Here is a 17,107-nt window from a genome sequence, read left to right as displayed (position 1 = left end):
TTATTATATATTTTAAAAATAGAAAATGTTATAATATTAGAAATTGATTGAAGAATTATTAGAATAAAAGAGGTATAAAGTTGGAAAATTGTGTTTACATTATTTCAGGCCCCCCAGGCGTTGGGAAAAGTACTGTTAGTAAAGAGTTAGCTTATTCTTTTGATAAGAGTGCAGTTATAGAGGGGGATTTGATTTACTTAATGATTAAAGGTGGCATAGTGGCTCCCTGGGAAGATGAGGGCTATTACATGGATTTGTTTTGGGACAATATCATCAGCTTGACCAATAATTTTATAACTCGAGGCATCTCTGTCGTAATAGAGTATGTCATTTTTGAATACCAACTGAAGAAAATTGCTTCTTTCTTAAAAGAAAAACAAATTGGTCTAAAATATTGTGTCTTAATGGCCGAAGAAAAAACCTTGAAAGATAGGGATGGTTCTCGAAAAGAAATTGAAAGAGTGGGCAACTTATCAATACAAGCAAGAAGTGAGTTTCTAGCTAAAAATAAGGAGAAGGAAAAACATTTTCTGTATACAGATGATTTAGACGTCCCCAAAATAGCAAATATCATTAAAACTTCAAATCGATTTTTGATTGAAAATCTGTAATCCATCATTAAGGACCGAAGTTGAGTTAGTAGATTTAGAGACATATCTCATAAATCTTTAAATTGTATGTAAATTTGTAAAATAATTAAGTCTCCAGAGTCAACTTACTGGAGACTTAATTTATTAACTGGAAACTAATTCTATTCCTTCTCAGCCAATTCTTTTCCCAGTTGGATGAGGTAATCTTTTAAGTCATCTTTGACTTGTGGGTGTTTGAGGGCATAGTCAATAGATGTTTTCACAAAGCCAAACTTATCCCCAACGTCGTAACGAGCTCCTGTAAATTCACGGGCAAAAACACGTTGTGTTTTATTAAGCGTATCAATAGCGTCGGTAAGCTGGATCTCATTTCCAGCACCGGGAGCTTGATTTTCGAGGATTTCAAAAATTTCTGGTGTGAGCAGATAGCGTCCGATGATTGCCAAATCACTTGGAGCCTCTTCTGGAGCTGGTTTTTCAACGAAAGTTTCGACACTGTAGAGACCATTAATCCCTTCACCTTGAGGAGCGATAACTCCATATGATGAAACGTCTTCGTGTGGTACGGGCATAACAGCAATTGTTGATGCGTGAGTTGTCTCGTAATCGTTCATTAATTGTTTTGTCAAAGGGACAGCATGGTCATCTGTGATATCCATTAGGTCGTCACCAAGCATAACAACGAAAGGTTCATTTCCTACAAAAGCTTTTGCTTGTAAGACAGCATCACCAAGACCACGAGGATGGCTTTGACGGATAAAGTGAAGGCGAATGCCAGTTGTTTCGTCTACCAATTTTAGTAAGTCGTGTTTGCCTTTTTCTTTGAGGTTGTATTCAAGCTCAAAGTTTGAGTCAAAGTGGTCTTCAATAGAACGTTTTGATTTACCAGTGACAACCAGAATATCTTCAATACCTGATTTAAGAGCTTCTTCTACGATAAACTGGATAGTTGGTTTATCTACAATTGGCAACATTTCTTTCGCAAGTGCTTTGGTGGCTGGTAAGAAACGAGTTCCGAGTCCAGCGGCAGGGATGACTGCTTTTCTAACTTTTGATGTCATAAGAATCCTTTCTCTAGAGGGTTAAGACCACTCATTCTCTGCTTTAAATTCATTATTCATGATGTCATAAATGGCATCTTTAATATTGGTTCCGTGGTAGATAACTTGGTAAATGGCCTGTGTAATGGGCATATAGACTCCAAGTTCTTGCGCTAGTTCATAGGCTGCTCTAGTCGTTGAGATTCCTTCAATCACCATGCCCATATTGGCCTCGATATCAGCTAGGGATTCTCCACGACCAAGGGCATCGCCGGCTCTCCAGTTGCGAGAGTGGATGGAGGTTCCCGTCACAATCAAATCTCCCACACCAGATAAGCCACTATAGGTCAACGGACTGGCACCGAGTGCCACCCCTAGGCGGGTAATTTCTGCCAGTCCTCGAGCGATGATGGCTGCCTTGGCATTGTCACCAAATCCCAAACCATGTAAAGCTCCAGCACCGACAGCAATAATATTTTTAAGAGCACCAGCAGTTTCAACTCCGATAACATCCGTATTGGTATAAAGTCGAAAGTAGTGATTACTAAAGAGTTCCTGAACATATTGAGCTGTTTGTAAATCTTTAGAAGCAGCAGTGATTAAAGTCAGGTCACGTACAATGGTTTCTTCCGCATGACTAGGTCCTGAAACAACGACAATATCACTGCGGAGATGTTCAGGAATTTCTTCTTCAAGGATGGTTGATAATCGTTTATGGCTATCAGGCTCTAATCCCTTTGATGCGTGCATGATGATAGCCTTATGGTCTAAGGTTTTTGCAACTTGTTGGGCAACAAGTCGTGTCACTTTTGTTGGGACAACAAACAAAATCGCATCTACATCTTTTAATGCCTCTGCTAAGTCGGTGTAGGCAATGATATTTTCATCTAGAACGACATCTTTAAAGTAGTGCTTGTTAGTATGATAGGTATTAATTTCATTGATTTGCTCGGGAAGATTTCCCCAAATACGTACCTCGTGTCCATTGTCATTTAAGACTTGTGAAAGGGCAGTTCCCCAAGAACCAGGCCCCAAGACGGCGACGGTTTGTTTTTCCATGTTTTCCTCCTTAATAGAGTCCTTTTCATTATTCTATCATATTCTAGAGGATTTTGCACTTGCATTACTGGGGAGTGGTGGCTTTGTTACTTGAAAAATACACAAAAACCGAGACGAAGGGACAAACTCTCAGTCTCGGTTTTTATATTCCTTAAAGAATAGCTAGGTTTATTTCAATTGATCTGTAATGTCTTTTGATAGCAACATTCCCAGATGATAAGTTTTATTGATGTAAGCAATGACATCATTGATATTTTCAGTCGTGTGAATTTTCTCTTTGATATCAGTCCTAAATGTTTCATCCTTTAAAAGTTGTTCTTGGTAGAGTTTTTGTAGTCTCTCCTTCTCGTACTTATTAAGCAGAAAAAGGAAAACCAAGCTAATCACAACGAGGATATAAGCATATTGGCTCATAGAATATCTCCCTGTATGATAAAGAAGTAATAGTGAATAAATCGATTTAGTGGATCTAAAATAGCAGAACAAGTCAGCAAAACTTGATAAGATTTTTGATAGACCTCTAAACAAAATCCCGTATAGGATTGGACGTCAGTTACTTAGATTGCTTTACAATCAAGTAATTAAAAGATTACGACATGAACCAAACCAAATCGATATTATTGGGTTAGATGAATTAGTAAAGCGTTTAGACAAGTATCTTTGGTTACGACGTTTTAGGACATAAATCAATCATATTTATGTCCTAAAACTAGTGAAGCGCCTAGCCAAAGTCCGAATAGGATTTGGCGTTAGTTACTTAGATTGCTCCGCAATCAAGTAACTTTGGCGATTTACATCTTCTCTGGCGCTTCTACTCCAAGCAAGCGAAGGGCTTCTTTTAGAACGACTGCGGTTGCGTAGCTGAGGGCTAGACGGCTGTCTCGTTCTGGGTTTTCATCCAAGATGCGCGTATGTGCATAGTATTTGTTAAAGGCTTGAGCCAGGCTAATTGCAAATTTAGCAATGATAGAAGGTTCAAAGTTATCCGCAGCACGGTTGATAATACGTGGAAAATCTTGGATGAGTTTGATGATTTCCCAGCTTTCAGCATCATTTAAGCTATAGTTACCAGCTGTTTCTGGCTTGAAGTCTGCTTTGCGTAAGATAGATTGGATACGAGCATAGGCATATTGAACGTAAGGTCCAGTTTCACCCTCGAAGGATACCATAGCTTCTAGGTCGAAGTCGTATCCATTTGTACGGTCGGTCTTAAGGTCATAGAATTTAATGGCTCCAACCCCAACAGCATGGGCTACCTGATCTTTATTTTCAAGTTCAGGATTTTTAGCTTCGATTTGGGCCTTGGCACGACTAACAGCCTCTGCAACAGTAGGCTCTAGCAAGATGACATTCCCTTTACGAGTAGAGAGTTTTTTCCCTTCTTTTGTAACCAAACCAAAAGGAACATGAGTAATGTCGTCACTCCAGTCGTAGCCCATTTCTTTCAAGACAGCTTTGAGCTGTTTAAAGTGGGCAGATTGTTCTTGACCAACAACGTAGATAGATTTAGCAAATTGGTATTCGTTTTTACGGTAAAGGGCTGCAGCCAAGTCACGTGTGATGTAGAGAGTTGCACCATCAGATTTCTTGATGAGGGCTGGGTGTTCAATTCCATATTTCTCAAGATTCACAACTTGGGCACCTTCTGATTCAACAAGAAGGCCTTTTTCAGAAAGAATGTCTACAACTGCATCCATCTTATCGTTGTAGAAAGCTTCTCCATTGTAGCTGTCAAATTCGACTTGCAATTCATTGTAAAGGCGGTTAAATTCCACCAAACTTTCATCACGGAACCATTGCCAAAGTGCGAGAGCTTCCTCATCTCCATTTTCCAGTTTGCGGAACCATTCGCGTGCTTCTTCATCCAAGCTAGGGTCATTTTCAGCTTCAGCGTTGATGCGGACATAGAGTTTAAGAAGTTCATCAATTGGATGAGCTTTTACAGCTTCTTCGTCGCCCCATTTTTTGTAGGCAACAATCAACATCCCAAACTGTTTCCCCCAGTCTCCCAAGTGGTTGACCTTGACTGCTTGATAACCGATTTTTTGGAAAATATGTGACAAGCTATCTCCGATAACAGTTGAGCGCAGGTGACCAATAGAAAATGGTTTAGCGATATTGGGACTAGACATATCGATAACAACATTTTCTTGTTTACCAATAGTTTGGTCAGCATAGTGTTCTTTTTCAGTGATAACAGCTTGCAATACTTGAGCAGAAATGGCAGATTTATCAAGGAAAAAATTGACGTAAGGTCCTGTTGCAACAACTTTTTCAAAGGCTTGGCTGTTAATTTTTTCAGCCAGTTCAGCAGCAATCATTTGAGGTGCTTTACGTTCGACTTTTGCAAGAGAAAAAGCAGGGAAAGCGATGTCTCCCATTTCTGAGTTTTTAGGGGTTTCCAGTAAATTTAAAATAGCCTCTTGGTCCAGGCTATCAATGATGCTAGCCAACTCGCTAGCAATCAATTCTTTTGTATTCATTAAGAGCTCCTTTTTGGACTTTTCTACTATTTTATCACAATTTTAAAGAAAGAAGAAAAAATTTTTGAAATCTCCTATTTTTTTGGTATAATATAGTTATAAAATTAGTTATAAATATGCATATAAGAGGATTTTATGAGAAAAAGAGATCGTCATCAGTTAATAAAAAAAATGATTACTGAGGAGAAATTAAGTACACAAAAAGAAATTCAAGATCGGTTGGAGGCACATAATGTTTTTGTGACGCAGACAACCCTGTCTCGTGATTTGCGCGAAATCGGCTTGACCAAGGTCAAGAAAAATGATATGGTGTATTATGTACTAGCAAATGAGACAGAAAAGATTGATTTGGTGGAATTTTTGTCTCATCATTTAGAAGGTGTTGCAAGAGCAGAGTTTACCTTGGTACTTCATACCAAACTGGGAGAAGCCTCTGTTTTGGCAAATATTGTAGATGCAAACAAGGATGAATGGATTTTAGGAACAGTTGCTGGTGCCAATACCTTATTGGTCATTTGTCGAGACCAGCACGTTGCCAAACTCATGGAAGATCGTTTGCTAGATTTGATGAAAGATAAGTAAGGTCTTGAGAGTTGCTCTCAAGACTTATTTTTGACAAGGAGAGACGGAAAATGGCGACAGAAAAGCTATCACCGGGCATGCAACAGTATGTGGATATTAAAAAGCAATATCCAGATGCTTTTTTGCTCTTTCGTATGGGTGATTTTTATGAATTATTTTATGAGGATGCGGTCAATGCTGCGCAGATTCTGGAAATTTCCTTAACGAGTCGCAACAAGAATGCCGACAATCCGATTCCTATGGCGGGTGTTCCCTATCATTCTGCCCAACAGTACATCGATGTCTTGATTGAGCAGGGCTATAAGGTGGCTATCGCAGAGCAGATGGAAGATCCTAAACAGGCAGTTGGGGTTGTGAAACGAGAGGTTGTTCAGGTCATTACACCTGGGACAGTGGTCGATAGTAGTAAGCCGGATAGTCAGAACAATTTCTTGGTTGCCATAGACCGTGATGGCAGTCAATTTGGTCTAGCTTATATGGACTTGGTGACCGGAGACTTTTATGTGACGGGTCTTTTGGATTTCACGCTGGTTTGTGGGGAAATCCGTAATCTCAAGGCGCGAGAAGTGGTGCTGGGCTATGACTTGTCTGAGGAAGAGGAACTAATCCTTAGTCGTCAGATGAATCTGGTACTTTCCTATGAAAAAGAAGGCTTTGAAGACCTTCATTTACTGGATTCACGATTGGCAGCTGTGGAGCAAGCGGCATCTAGTAAATTGCTCCAGTATGTTCATCGAACTCAGATGAGGGAATTGAACCACCTCAAGCCTGTTATACGCTATGAAATCAAGGATTTCTTGCAGATGGATTATGCGACCAAGGCTAGTCTAGATTTGGTTGAGAATGCCCGTTCGGGCAAGAAGCAAGGCAGTCTTTTCTGGCTTTTGGATGAAACCAAAACGGCTATGGGAATGCGTCTCTTGCGGTCTTGGATTCATCGCCCCTTGATTGATAAGGAACGAATTATCCAACGCCAAGAAGTGGTGCAGGTCTTTCTCGACCATTTCTTTGAGCGCAGTGATTTGACAGACAGTCTCAAGGGAGTTTATGACATTGAGCGCTTGGCTAGTCGTGTTTCTTTTGGCAAAACCAATCCCAAGGATCTCTTGCAGTTGGCGACCACCTTGTCTAGTGTGCCACGGATCCGAGCGATTTTAGAAGGGATGGAGCAACCTGCTCTAACTTATCTTATCGAACAATTGGATGGAATCCCTGAGTTGGAGAGTTTGATTAGCGCAGCGATTGCTCCTGAAGCTTCTCATGTGATTACAGATGGGGGAATTATCCGAACTGGATTTGATGAAACCTTAGACAAGTACCGTCGCGTTCTCAGAGAAGGGACTGGTTGGATTGCTGAGATTGAGGCTAAGGAGCGAGAAAACTCTGGTATCAGTACCCTCAAGATTGACTACAATAAAAAGGATGGCTACTATTTCCATGTGACCAATTCGCAACTGGGAAATGTGCCTGCTCACTTTTTCCGCAAGGCGACGCTGAAAAACTCAGAACGTTTTGGAACCGAAGAATTAGCCCGTATCGAGGGAGATATGCTTGAGGCGCGTGAGAAGTCAGCTAATCTAGAGTACGAAATTTTTATGCACATTCGTGAAGAAGTCAGCAAGTACATCCAGCGTTTACAAGCTCTAGCCCAAGGAATTGCGACGGTTGATGTCTTACAGAGTCTGGCGGTTGTGGCTGAGACCCAGCATTTGATTCGACCAGAGTTTGGAGACGATTCACAAATTGATATCCAGAAAGGGCGCCATGCTGTCGTTGAAAAGGTCATGGGGGCTCAGACCTATATTCCCAATACGATTCAGATGGCAGAAGATACCAGTATTCAACTGATTACAGGGCCCAACATGAGTGGGAAGTCTACCTACATGCGTCAGTTAGCCATGACGGCAGTTATGGCCCAGTTGGGTTCCTATGTACCGGCTGAAAGTGCCCATTTACCGATTTTTGATGCAATTTTTACCCGTATCGGAGCAGCCGATGACTTGGTTTCAGGTCAATCAACCTTTATGGTGGAGATGATGGAGGCCAATAATGCTATTTCGCATGCGACCAAGGACTCTCTCATTCTCTTTGATGAATTGGGACGGGGAACTGCAACTTATGACGGGATGGCTCTTGCTCAGTCTATCATCGAATACATCCATGAGCATATTGGAGCCAAGACCCTCTTTGCGACCCACTACCATGAGTTGACTAGTCTGGAGTCTAGTTTACAACACTTGGTCAATGTCCACGTGGCAACTTTGGAGCAGGATGGGCAGGTGACCTTCCTTCACAAGATTGAACCAGGACCAGCTGATAAATCCTACGGTATCCATGTTGCCAAGATTGCTGGCTTACCAGCAGATCTTTTAGCAAGGGCGGATAAGATTTTGACTCAGCTAGAGAGTCAAGGAACAGAAAGTCCTGCTCCCATGAGACAAACAAGTGCTGTCACAGAACAGATTTCACTATTTGATACGGCAGAAGAGCATCCTATCCTAGCAGAATTATCTAAACTGGATGTTTACAATATGACACCTATGCAGGCTATGAATGTCTTAGTCGAGTTAAAACAGAAACTATAAAGAGAAAATTACTAGTCATTCTAGCTGTATCAAGGAGACTTCTTTGACAAGTTCTCACTTTTTTGCTAGAATAACATCACACAAACAGAATGAGAAGGAGCTGACACATTGTCGCTCCCTTTTGTCTATTTTTTAAGGAGAAAGTATGCTGATTCAGAAAATAAAAACCTACAAGTGGCAGGCCTTGGCTTCGCTCCTGATGACAGGCTTGATGGTTGCTAGTTCACTTTTGCAACCGCGTTACCTGCAGGAAGTGTTAGACGCCCTCCTTGCTGGAAAATATGAAGCTATTTATAGTATCGGGGCTTGGTTGATTGGTGTGGCCGTGGTCGGTCTGGTTGCTGGTGGACTCAATGTTATCCTTGCAGCCTATATTGCCCAAGGAGTTTCATCTGACCTTCGGGAGGATGCCTTCCGTAAAATCCAAACCTTTTCTTATGCCAATATTGAACAATTTAATGCGGGAAATCTAGTTGTTCGAATGACAAATGATATCAACCAGATTCAGAACGTCGTCATGATGACCTTCCAAATTCTTTTCAGACTCCCCCTCTTGTTCATCGGTTCGTTTATCCTGGCGGTTCAAACCCTTCCTTCTCTGTGGTGGGTAATTGTTCTCATGGTAGTCTTGATTTTTGGCTTGACTGCTGTCATGATGGGGATGATGGGACCTCGTTTTGCCAAGTTTCAAACCCTTCTTGAGCGCATTAATGCTATTGCCAAGGAGAATCTTCGTGGTGTTCGTGTGGTCAAGTCCTTTGTCCAAGAAAAAGAGCAGTTTACTAAGTTTACGGAGGTTTCAGATGAGCTACTCGGTCAAAATCTTTATATCGGTTATGCCTTTTCAGTAGTGGAACCCTTTATGATGCTGGTCGGCTACGGGGCGGTTTTCCTCTCTATTTGGCTGGTTGCTGGGATGGTTCAGTCGGATCCGTCAGTTGTTGGTTCCATTGCTTCCTTTGTCAATTACCTGAGCCAGATTATCTTTACCATTGTCATGGTTGGATTTTTGGGAAATTCTGTCAGTCGTGCTATGATTTCCATGCGTCGTATTCGAGAAATTCTTGACGCAGAGCCAGCCATGACCTTCAAGGATGTACCAGATGAAGAGTTGGTCGGAAGTCTTATCTTTGAAAATGTGACCTTTACCTATCCAATGGACAAGGAACCGATGCTGAAAGATGTGAGCTTTACTATTGAACCTGGTCAAATGGTTGGTGTCGTTGGAGCGACTGGTGCAGGAAAATCAACCTTGGCTCAATTGATTCCACGTCTCTTTGACCCGCAGGAAGGGGCTATTAAAATCGGAGGCAAGGATATTCGAGAAGTGAGTGAAGGGACCCTGCGTAAAGCTGTCTCTATCGTTCTCCAACGTGCCATTCTCTTCAGTGGAACGATTGCAGACAACTTGAGACAGGGTAAGGGAGATGCTACTCTATTTGAAATGGAACACGCAGCCAATATTGCCCAAGCTAGTGAATTCATTCATCGTATGGAGAAAACCTTTGAAAGTCCAGTTGAGGAAAGGGGAACCAATTTCTCCGGTGGGCAAAAACAAAGGATGTCAATTGCCCGTGGAATCGTCAGCAATCCGCGTATTCTGATTTTTGACGATTCGACCTCAGCCTTGGATGCTAAGTCAGAGCGCCTGGTGCAAGAAGCCTTGAATAAGGAATTAAAGGGAACGACAACCATTATCATCGCTCAAAAGATTAGCTCGGTTGTTCATGCAGATAAAATCTTGGTTCTAGATCAAGGACGATTGATTGGTCAAGGTACGCATGCAGACTTGGTTGCCAACAATGCTGTTTACCGTGAAATCTACGAAACACAGAAAGGAAAGGAGGAGTAAAATGAAGACAGTTCAATTTTTTTGGAATTATTTTAAAGTCTATAAGTTATCATTTGTAGTTGTTATCCTGATGATTGTTCTGGCAACTCTTGCCCAAGCCCTCTTTCCGGTCTTTTCTGGACAAGCAGTGACGCAGCTAGCTAATTTAGTTCAAGCTTATCAAAATGGCAATCCAGAACTTGCTTGGCAAAGCCTATCAGGAATCATGGTCAATCTTGGTCTGCTGGTTTTGGTTCTATTTATCTCCAGTGTCATATACATGTGCCTCATGACGCGCGTGATTGCAGAGTCGACCAACGAGATGCGCAAAGGCCTCTTCGGTAAGCTTGCTCGCTTGACGGTTTCATTCTTTGACCGCCGACAAGATGGCGATATCTTGTCTCGTTTTACCAGTGATTTGGATAATATCCTCCAGGCCTTTAACGAAAGCTTGATTCAGGTCATGAGCAATATTGTTTTATACATTGGTCTGATTCTTGTCATGTTTTCGAGAAATGTAACGCTGGCTCTCATCACCATTGCCAGCACACCAGTGGCCTTCCTCATGCTGATTTTCATCGTAAAAATGGCACGCAAATACACCAACCTCCAGCAGAAAGAGGTAGGGAAGCTCAACGCCTATATGGATGAGAGTATCTCAGGTCAAAAAGCTGTCATTGTGCAAGGAATTCAAGAGGATATGATGGCAGGATTTCTTGAGCAAAATGAGCGCGTGCGCAAGGCAACCTTTAAAGGAAGAATGTTCTCAGGAATTCTTTTCCCTGTCATGAATGGCATGAGTCTGGTTAATACAGCCGTCGTCATCTTTGCTGGTTCAGCTATTCTATTAAACGATAAGACTATTGAAACAAGTACAGCCTTAGGTTTGATTGTTATGTTTGCCCAATTTTCACAGCAGTACTACCAGCCTATTATCCAAGTTGCAGCTAGTTGGGGAAGTCTTCAGTTGGCCTTTACAGGTGCTGAACGGATTCAGGAAATGTTTGATGCAGAGGAAGAAATTCGACCCGAAAAGGCTCCAACCTTCACTAAGTTGCAAGAAGGTGTTGAAATCAGTCATATTGATTTTTCATACTTGCCTGATAAACCTATTTTGAAAGATGTCAGCATTTCTGCCCCTAAAGGCCAGATGACAGCAGTTGTTGGTCCGACTGGGTCAGGGAAAACGACTATTATGAACCTCATCAATCGCTTTTATGATGTTGATGCTGGTGGTATTTATTTTGACGGCAAAGACATCCGTGACTATGATTTAGATAGTCTTAGAAGCAAGGTGGGAATTGTTTTGCAGGATTCGGTCTTATTTAGCGGAACGATTCGAGACAATATCCGTTTCGGTGTGCCAGATGCTAGTCAAGAAATGGTTGAGGCAGCAGCCAAGGCAACCCATATCCACGACTACATCGAAAGCTTGCCTGATAAGTACGATACTCTTATCGATGATGACCAGAGCATCTTTTCAACAGGACAGAAACAATTGATTTCTATCGCTCGAACCCTGATGACAGATCCAGAAGTTCTCATTCTAGATGAAGCAACTTCAAACGTAGATACGGTGACAGAAAGTAAGATTCAGCATGCCATGGAGGCGGTTGTAGCAGGCAGAACTAGTTTCGTCATTGCCCACCGTTTGAAGACCATCCTCAATGCAGACCAGATTATTGTCCTTAAAGATGGAGAAGTCATTGAACGCGGTAACCACCATGAACTTTTGAAACTAGGTGGCTTCTACTCAGAACTCTATCACAATCAATTTGTTTTCGAATAAGAAAGAAGTTGTCCTATGTGGGCAGCTTTTTCTTGTCCATAAAAAATATTTATCACGGCCTTAAAAAAAACATATTAGACGAAAGGCGTTTTGAGTGATATGATAGGACTATCGTTAATATTCGAAAGGAGAGACATCATGCCTAGAACGGTTGTAGGAGTTGCTGCAAATCTATGTCCTGTGGACGCGGAAGGAAAAAACATTCATTCATCTGTATCTTGTAGATTCGCAGAGAGCATTCGTCAAGTCGGTGGTCTCCCTTTAGTCATTCCTGTTGGTGATGAGTCAGTTGTACGCGATTATGTAGAAATGATTGACAAACTTATCTTGACAGGCGGTCAAAATGTCCATCCTCAGTTTTATGGAGAGAAAAAGACCATCGAGAGTGATGATTACAACCTAGTGCGTGACGAATTTGAATTGGCCCTCTTGAAAGAAGCGCTCCGTCAGAACAAACCAATTATGGCAATCTGTCGCGGTGTCCAACTTGTCAATGTTGCCTTTGGGGGAACTCTCAATCAAGAAATCGAAGGCCACTGGCAAGGACTACCTTTCGGGACATCTCATTCTATTGAGACAGTAGAAGGAAGTGTGGTGGCTAAGTTATTTGGAAAAGAAAGTCAAGTTAATTCCGTTCATCGTCAGAGTATTAAAGATTTGGCACCTAATTTCCGTGTAACTGCTATTGACCCAAGAGACCAGACCATCGAAGCGATTGAGTCTATCGATGAGCACCGCATTATTGGTTTGCAGTGGCATCCAGAGTTTCTGGTTAATGAAGAAGATGGCAATTTAGAATTATTTGAGTATTTATTGAATGAACTGTAACGACTGGAACATCTAGTCGTTCTTTCTTTTATTTTTTCAAAATTTTTGGAATGTGGGATTTTTACGCAAACGTTTGAATTCTGATAAAAATTGGAGAAATTCGACAAAAAAACTTGAAAAAAACGAAGGTAAGCGTTATGATAGAAAAGAAGAAATATTGGAGGAATAACATGTCACATATTAAATTTGATTATTCAAAAGTTTTAGACAAATTTGTTGCACCACATGAAGTGGAATACATGCAATCACAAGTAACAGCAGCAGATGAATTGATCCGTAAAGGAACTGGTGCTGGTAGCGACTTCTTGGGATGGTTGGACCTTCCTGAAAACTACGACCGCGAAGAATTTGACCGCATCTTGAAAGCTGCTGAGCAAATCAAATCAGACAGCGATGTTTTGGTTGTGATCGGTATCGGTGGATCTTACCTTGGTGCCAAAGCAGCAATCGACTTCTTGAACCACCACTTTGCAAACTTGCAAACAAAAGAAGAACGCAAGGCTCCACAAATCCTTTACGCAGGAAACTCAATCTCATCTACTTACCTTGCTGACTTGGTAGAGTACGTAGCTGATAAAGATTTCTCAGTAAACGTGATTTCTAAATCAGGTACAACAACTGAACCAGCGATTGCTTTCCGTGTTTTCAAAGAACTCTTGGTTAAGAAATACGGTCAAGAAGAAGCAAACAAACGTATCTATGCAACAACTGACCGCCAAAAAGGTGCTGTTAAGGTTGAAGCAGACGCTAACGGTTGGGAAACATTTGTTGTTCCAGATGATATCGGTGGACGCTTCTCAGTATTGACAGCCGTTGGTTTGCTTCCAATCGCAGCATCAGGAGCTGACATCAAAGCCCTTATGGAAGGTGCAAATGCAGCTCGCAAAGACTACACTTCAGATAAAATCTCTGAAAACGAAGCTTACCAATACGCAGCAGTTCGTAACATCCTTTACCGTAAAGGCTATGCAACTGAGATCTTGGTAAACTACGAGCCATCACTTCAATACTTCTCAGAATGGTGGAAACAATTGGCTGGTGAATCAGAAGGAAAAGACCAAAAAGGTATCTACCCAACTTCAGCCAACTTCTCAACTGACTTGCACTCACTTGGTCAATTTATCCAAGAAGGAACTCGTATCATGTTTGAAACAGTTGTTCGTGTTGACAAACCTCGTAAAAACGTGACTATTCCTAGCTTGGAAGAAGACCTTGATGGACTTGGTTACCTTCAAGGAAAAGACGTTGACTTTGTAAACAAAAAAGCAACTGATGGTGTTCTTCTTGCCCACACAGATGGTGATGTACCAAACATGTACGTGACTCTTCCAGAGCAAGACGCTTTCACTCTTGGTTACACTATCTACTTCTTCGAATTGGCTATCGCTCTTTCAGGTTACTTGAATGCTATCAACCCATTTGACCAACCAGGTGTTGAAGCTTACAAACGTAACATGTTTGCCCTTCTTGGAAAACCAGGATTTGAAGAATTGAGCAAAGAACTTAACGCACGTCTATAATAGAAGAAAAGAGTGGTTTGTCCACTCTTTTTACTCTCTTTATCCATAGAAATTGGACTCAGCCAAGACTTGTGATATAATATAGAGAGTAAAAAGGCAGACGCCTAGAGACTTTATAGGAGAAACTATGTCAAAAGATATCCGCGTACGTTACGCACCAAGTCCAACAGGACTACTACACATCGGGAATGCCCGTACAGCATTGTTCAACTACCTTTACGCACGTCATCATGGTGGAACTTTTATCATTCGTATCGAAGATACTGACCGTAAACGTCATGTCGAGGATGGTGAACGTTCACAGCTTGAAAACCTTCGCTGGTTAGGTATGGATTGGGATGAAAGCCCAGAAACACATGAAAATTACCGTCAGTCTGAGCGTTTGGACTTGTATCAAAAATACATCGATCAATTGCTAGTTGAAGGAAAAGCCTACAAATCTTACGTTACAGAAGAAGAGTTGGCAACTGAACGCGAACGCCAAGAAGCAGCTGGTGAAACACCTCGCTACATTAACGAATACCTTGGTATGAGTGAAGAGGAAAAAGCAGCTTACATCGCAGAACGTGAAGCAGCTGGTATCATTCCAACAGTTCGTTTGGCGGTCAATGAGTCAGGTATCTACAAGTGGCATGATATGGTTAAAGGTGATATCGAATTTGAAGGTGGCAATATTGGTGGTGACTGGGTTATCCAAAAGAAAGACGGTTACCCAACATACAACTTTGCCGTTGTCATCGATGACCATGATATGCAAATCTCCCATGTTATCCGTGGAGACGACCATATTGCTAATACACCAAAACAGCTCATGGTTTATGAAGCGCTTGGTTGGGAAGCTCCAGAGTTTGGTCACATGACCTTGATTATCAACTCTGAAACTGGGAAAAAATTGTCTAAACGCGATACTAATACCCTTCAGTTTATCGAAGACTACCGTAAAAAAGGTTACCTTCCAGAAGCAGTCTTTAACTTTATTGCTCTTCTTGGTTGGAACCCAGGTGGCGAAGATGAGATTTTCTCTCGTGAAGAATTGATTAAACTTTTCGATGAAAACCGCCTGAGCAAGTCTCCAGCAGCCTTTGATCAGAAGAAACTCGACTGGATGAGCAATGATTATATCAAGAATGCAGACCTAGAAACTATCTTTGAAATGGCAAAACCATTCTTAGAGGAAGCAGGCCGTTTAACTGACAAGGCTGAAAAACTAGTTGAGCTCTATAAACCACAAATGAAATCAGTAGATGAGATTATCCCATTGACAGATCTCTTCTTCTCAGATTTTCCAGAATTGACAGAAGCAGAGCGCGAAGTCATGGCGGGGGAAACAGTCCCAACAGTTCTTGAAGCCTTCAAAGCAAAACTTGAAGCGATGACAGATGATGAATTTGTGACAGAGAATATCTTCCCACAAATTAAAGCAGTCCAAAAAGAAACAGGTATTAAAGGGAAAAATCTTTTCATGCCTATTCGTATCGCTGTTTCAGGTGAAATGCATGGACCAGAATTGCCAGATACGATCTTCTTGTTAGGCCGTGAAAAATCAATCCAACATATCGAAAATATGCTAAAGGAAATCTCTAAGTAAGAAGGGTACAATAATGGACATCTGGGAAAAAATGTACGAAGAAGCACAGAAATTGTATAATCCACATGAAGTGTCTGATTTTGTTTATGCGAATCATGTCGTTGCCGCAGTAGAAGCAGAAGATGGACAAATATTTACAGGATTCTGTATGGAGGGAACCTGTGGTGTTTTCCATCTCTGCGCAGAGCGGGCAGCACTCTTCAATATGTACCAATTTTCGGGACAAACTAAGGTTAAAAAAGTCTTAGCCTTTCGAGACAAACCACCTTATGGTGGAAGTTCAGCCATGCCTTGCGGTGCCTGTAGAGAATTCCTTTTAGAGCTTAATGCTGAAAATAAAGATGCAGAATTCATGATGGACTACGATAGAAGAAAGACAGTGAAAGTCGCAGAACTAATCCCATATTGGTGGGGAGAAGAACGTGCTTCTAAGTTTAATAATCAATAGAAGAGTCAGTTTAATTCTGGCTCTTTTTACTTAATTTGAAAAAAGTTTCAAAAAAGTGTTGACAAAGTTTGAAAAGCCAGTATAATAGTAAGAGTTGAAAATAACAGCTCAGGTCCGTTGGTCAAGGGGTTAAGACACCGCCTTTTCACGGCGGTAACACGGGTTCGAATCCCGTACGGACTATGGTATGTTGCGGTTGAGGCACTTGATGAAAAAAAGTTAAAAAAGTTTCAAAAAAGTGTTGACAAGCGAAAGCGACTGTGATATACTAATATAGTTGTCACTTGAGAGAAGCAAGTGACAAAGACCTTTGAAAACTGAACAAGACGAACCAATGTGCAGGGCACTACAACTAAGGTTGTAGTACTGAACAATGAAAAAACAATAAATCTGTCAGTGACAGAAATGAGTGAGAACTCAAACTTTTAATGAGAGTTTGATCCTGGCTCAGGACGAACGCTGGCGGCGTGCCTAATACATGCAAGTAGAACGCTGAAGGAGGAGCTTGCTTCTCCGGATGAGTTGCGAACGGGTGAGTAACGCGTAGGTAACCTGCCTGGTAGCGGGGGATAACTATTGGAAACGATAGCTAATACCGCATAAGAGTAGATGTTGCATGACATTTGCTTAAAAGGTGCAATTGCATCACTACCAGATGGACCTGCGTTGTATTAGCTAGTTGGTGGGGTAACGGCTCACCAAGGCGACGATACATAGCCGACCTGAGAGGGTGATCGGCCACACTGGGACTGAGACACGGCCCA

13 protein-coding genes, 1 tRNA gene and 1 rRNA gene are annotated in these 17,107 nt (G+C 41.6%); 11 read left to right on the top strand and 4 right to left on the bottom strand.

What is annotated here, in order from left to right; all coding sequences use genetic code 11:
- The first annotated feature begins 80 nt into the window (after positions 1-80).
- On the top strand, positions 81-611 hold the full coding sequence (locus D8848_RS08250; RefSeq protein ID WP_060627237.1) for an ATP-binding protein: 531 nt from the start codon (positions 81-83) through the stop codon (positions 609-611).
- Positions 612-751: 140 nt separating this feature from the next.
- On the opposite strand, the gene galU is transcribed toward D8848_RS08250, so the two are convergent.
- From galU to argS, 4 genes are all read right to left on the bottom strand, one after another.
- The gene (galU, locus tag D8848_RS08245; RefSeq protein WP_125443444.1) at positions 752-1,651 is read right to left on the bottom strand and encodes a UTP--glucose-1-phosphate uridylyltransferase GalU; all 900 of its coding nucleotides are present in this window, start codon (positions 1,649-1,651) and stop codon (positions 752-754) included.
- 21 nt (positions 1,652-1,672) lie between these two features.
- Positions 1,673-2,689, bottom strand: coding sequence for an NAD(P)H-dependent glycerol-3-phosphate dehydrogenase (locus D8848_RS08240; protein WP_020903403.1), 1,017 nt, complete (start codon positions 2,687-2,689; stop codon positions 1,673-1,675).
- A gap of 168 nt (positions 2,690-2,857) precedes the next feature.
- Positions 2,858-3,103 (bottom strand): hypothetical protein, encoded by a 246-nt coding sequence (locus D8848_RS08235; protein WP_000084858.1) that lies wholly within the window; start codon positions 3,101-3,103, stop codon positions 2,858-2,860.
- Positions 3,104-3,480: 377 nt separating this feature from the next.
- On the bottom strand, positions 3,481-5,172 hold the full coding sequence (argS, locus tag D8848_RS08230) for an arginine--tRNA ligase (protein ID WP_125443443.1): 1,692 nt from the start codon (positions 5,170-5,172) through the stop codon (positions 3,481-3,483).
- Between the two features lie 135 nt (positions 5,173-5,307).
- Here argS and argR point away from each other — a divergent pair, with 135 nt between their 5' ends.
- The 10 genes from argR to D8848_RS08175 all read left to right on the top strand — a co-directional run.
- The gene (gene argR / locus D8848_RS08225) at positions 5,308-5,754 is read left to right on the top strand and encodes an arginine repressor (RefSeq protein ID WP_001231476.1); all 447 of its coding nucleotides are present in this window, start codon (positions 5,308-5,310) and stop codon (positions 5,752-5,754) included.
- 50 nt (positions 5,755-5,804) lie between these two features.
- A complete protein-coding gene (mutS, locus tag D8848_RS08220) occupies positions 5,805-8,339 on the top strand; it encodes a DNA mismatch repair protein MutS (RefSeq protein ID WP_125443442.1) in 2,535 nt (844 codons plus the stop codon).
- 145 nt (positions 8,340-8,484) lie between these two features.
- On the top strand, positions 8,485-10,191 hold the full coding sequence (gene patA / locus D8848_RS08215; RefSeq protein ID WP_125443441.1) for a multidrug efflux ABC transporter subunit PatA: 1,707 nt from the start codon (positions 8,485-8,487) through the stop codon (positions 10,189-10,191).
- 1 nt (position 10,192) lies between these two features.
- Positions 10,193-11,959: a multidrug efflux ABC transporter subunit PatB gene (gene patB, locus D8848_RS08210; protein ID WP_125443440.1), complete on the top strand. Its 1,767-nt coding sequence runs from the start codon at positions 10,193-10,195 to the stop codon at positions 11,957-11,959.
- Positions 11,960-12,097: 138 nt separating this feature from the next.
- Positions 12,098-12,787 (top strand): gamma-glutamyl-gamma-aminobutyrate hydrolase family protein, encoded by a 690-nt coding sequence (locus tag D8848_RS08205; RefSeq protein ID WP_001138351.1) that lies wholly within the window; start codon positions 12,098-12,100, stop codon positions 12,785-12,787.
- 170 nt (positions 12,788-12,957) lie between these two features.
- Positions 12,958-14,307 (top strand): glucose-6-phosphate isomerase, encoded by a 1,350-nt coding sequence (locus D8848_RS08195; RefSeq protein ID WP_004263146.1) that lies wholly within the window; start codon positions 12,958-12,960, stop codon positions 14,305-14,307.
- A gap of 127 nt (positions 14,308-14,434) precedes the next feature.
- Positions 14,435-15,895, top strand: a complete 1,461-nt coding sequence (gene gltX / locus D8848_RS08190; RefSeq protein ID WP_045606631.1) for a glutamate--tRNA ligase — start codon at positions 14,435-14,437, stop codon at positions 15,893-15,895.
- Positions 15,896-15,908: 13 nt separating this feature from the next.
- A complete protein-coding gene (locus tag D8848_RS08185) occupies positions 15,909-16,343 on the top strand; it encodes a cytidine deaminase family protein (RefSeq protein ID WP_004263143.1) in 435 nt (144 codons plus the stop codon).
- Between the two features lie 111 nt (positions 16,344-16,454).
- Positions 16,455-16,526, top strand: a tRNA-Glu gene (locus D8848_RS08180).
- Positions 16,527-16,767: 241 nt separating this feature from the next.
- Positions 16,768-17,107: ribosomal RNA gene (locus D8848_RS08175) — 16S ribosomal RNA — on the top strand; the annotation flags it as partial.

It is taken from the genome of Streptococcus mitis (assembly GCF_003942775.1).
Classification (GTDB): domain Bacteria; phylum Bacillota; class Bacilli; order Lactobacillales; family Streptococcaceae; genus Streptococcus; species Streptococcus mitis_CN.
The sequence above is the reverse complement of the archived record's forward strand: the minus strand, read 5'-3'. Positions and strand labels throughout refer to the sequence as shown.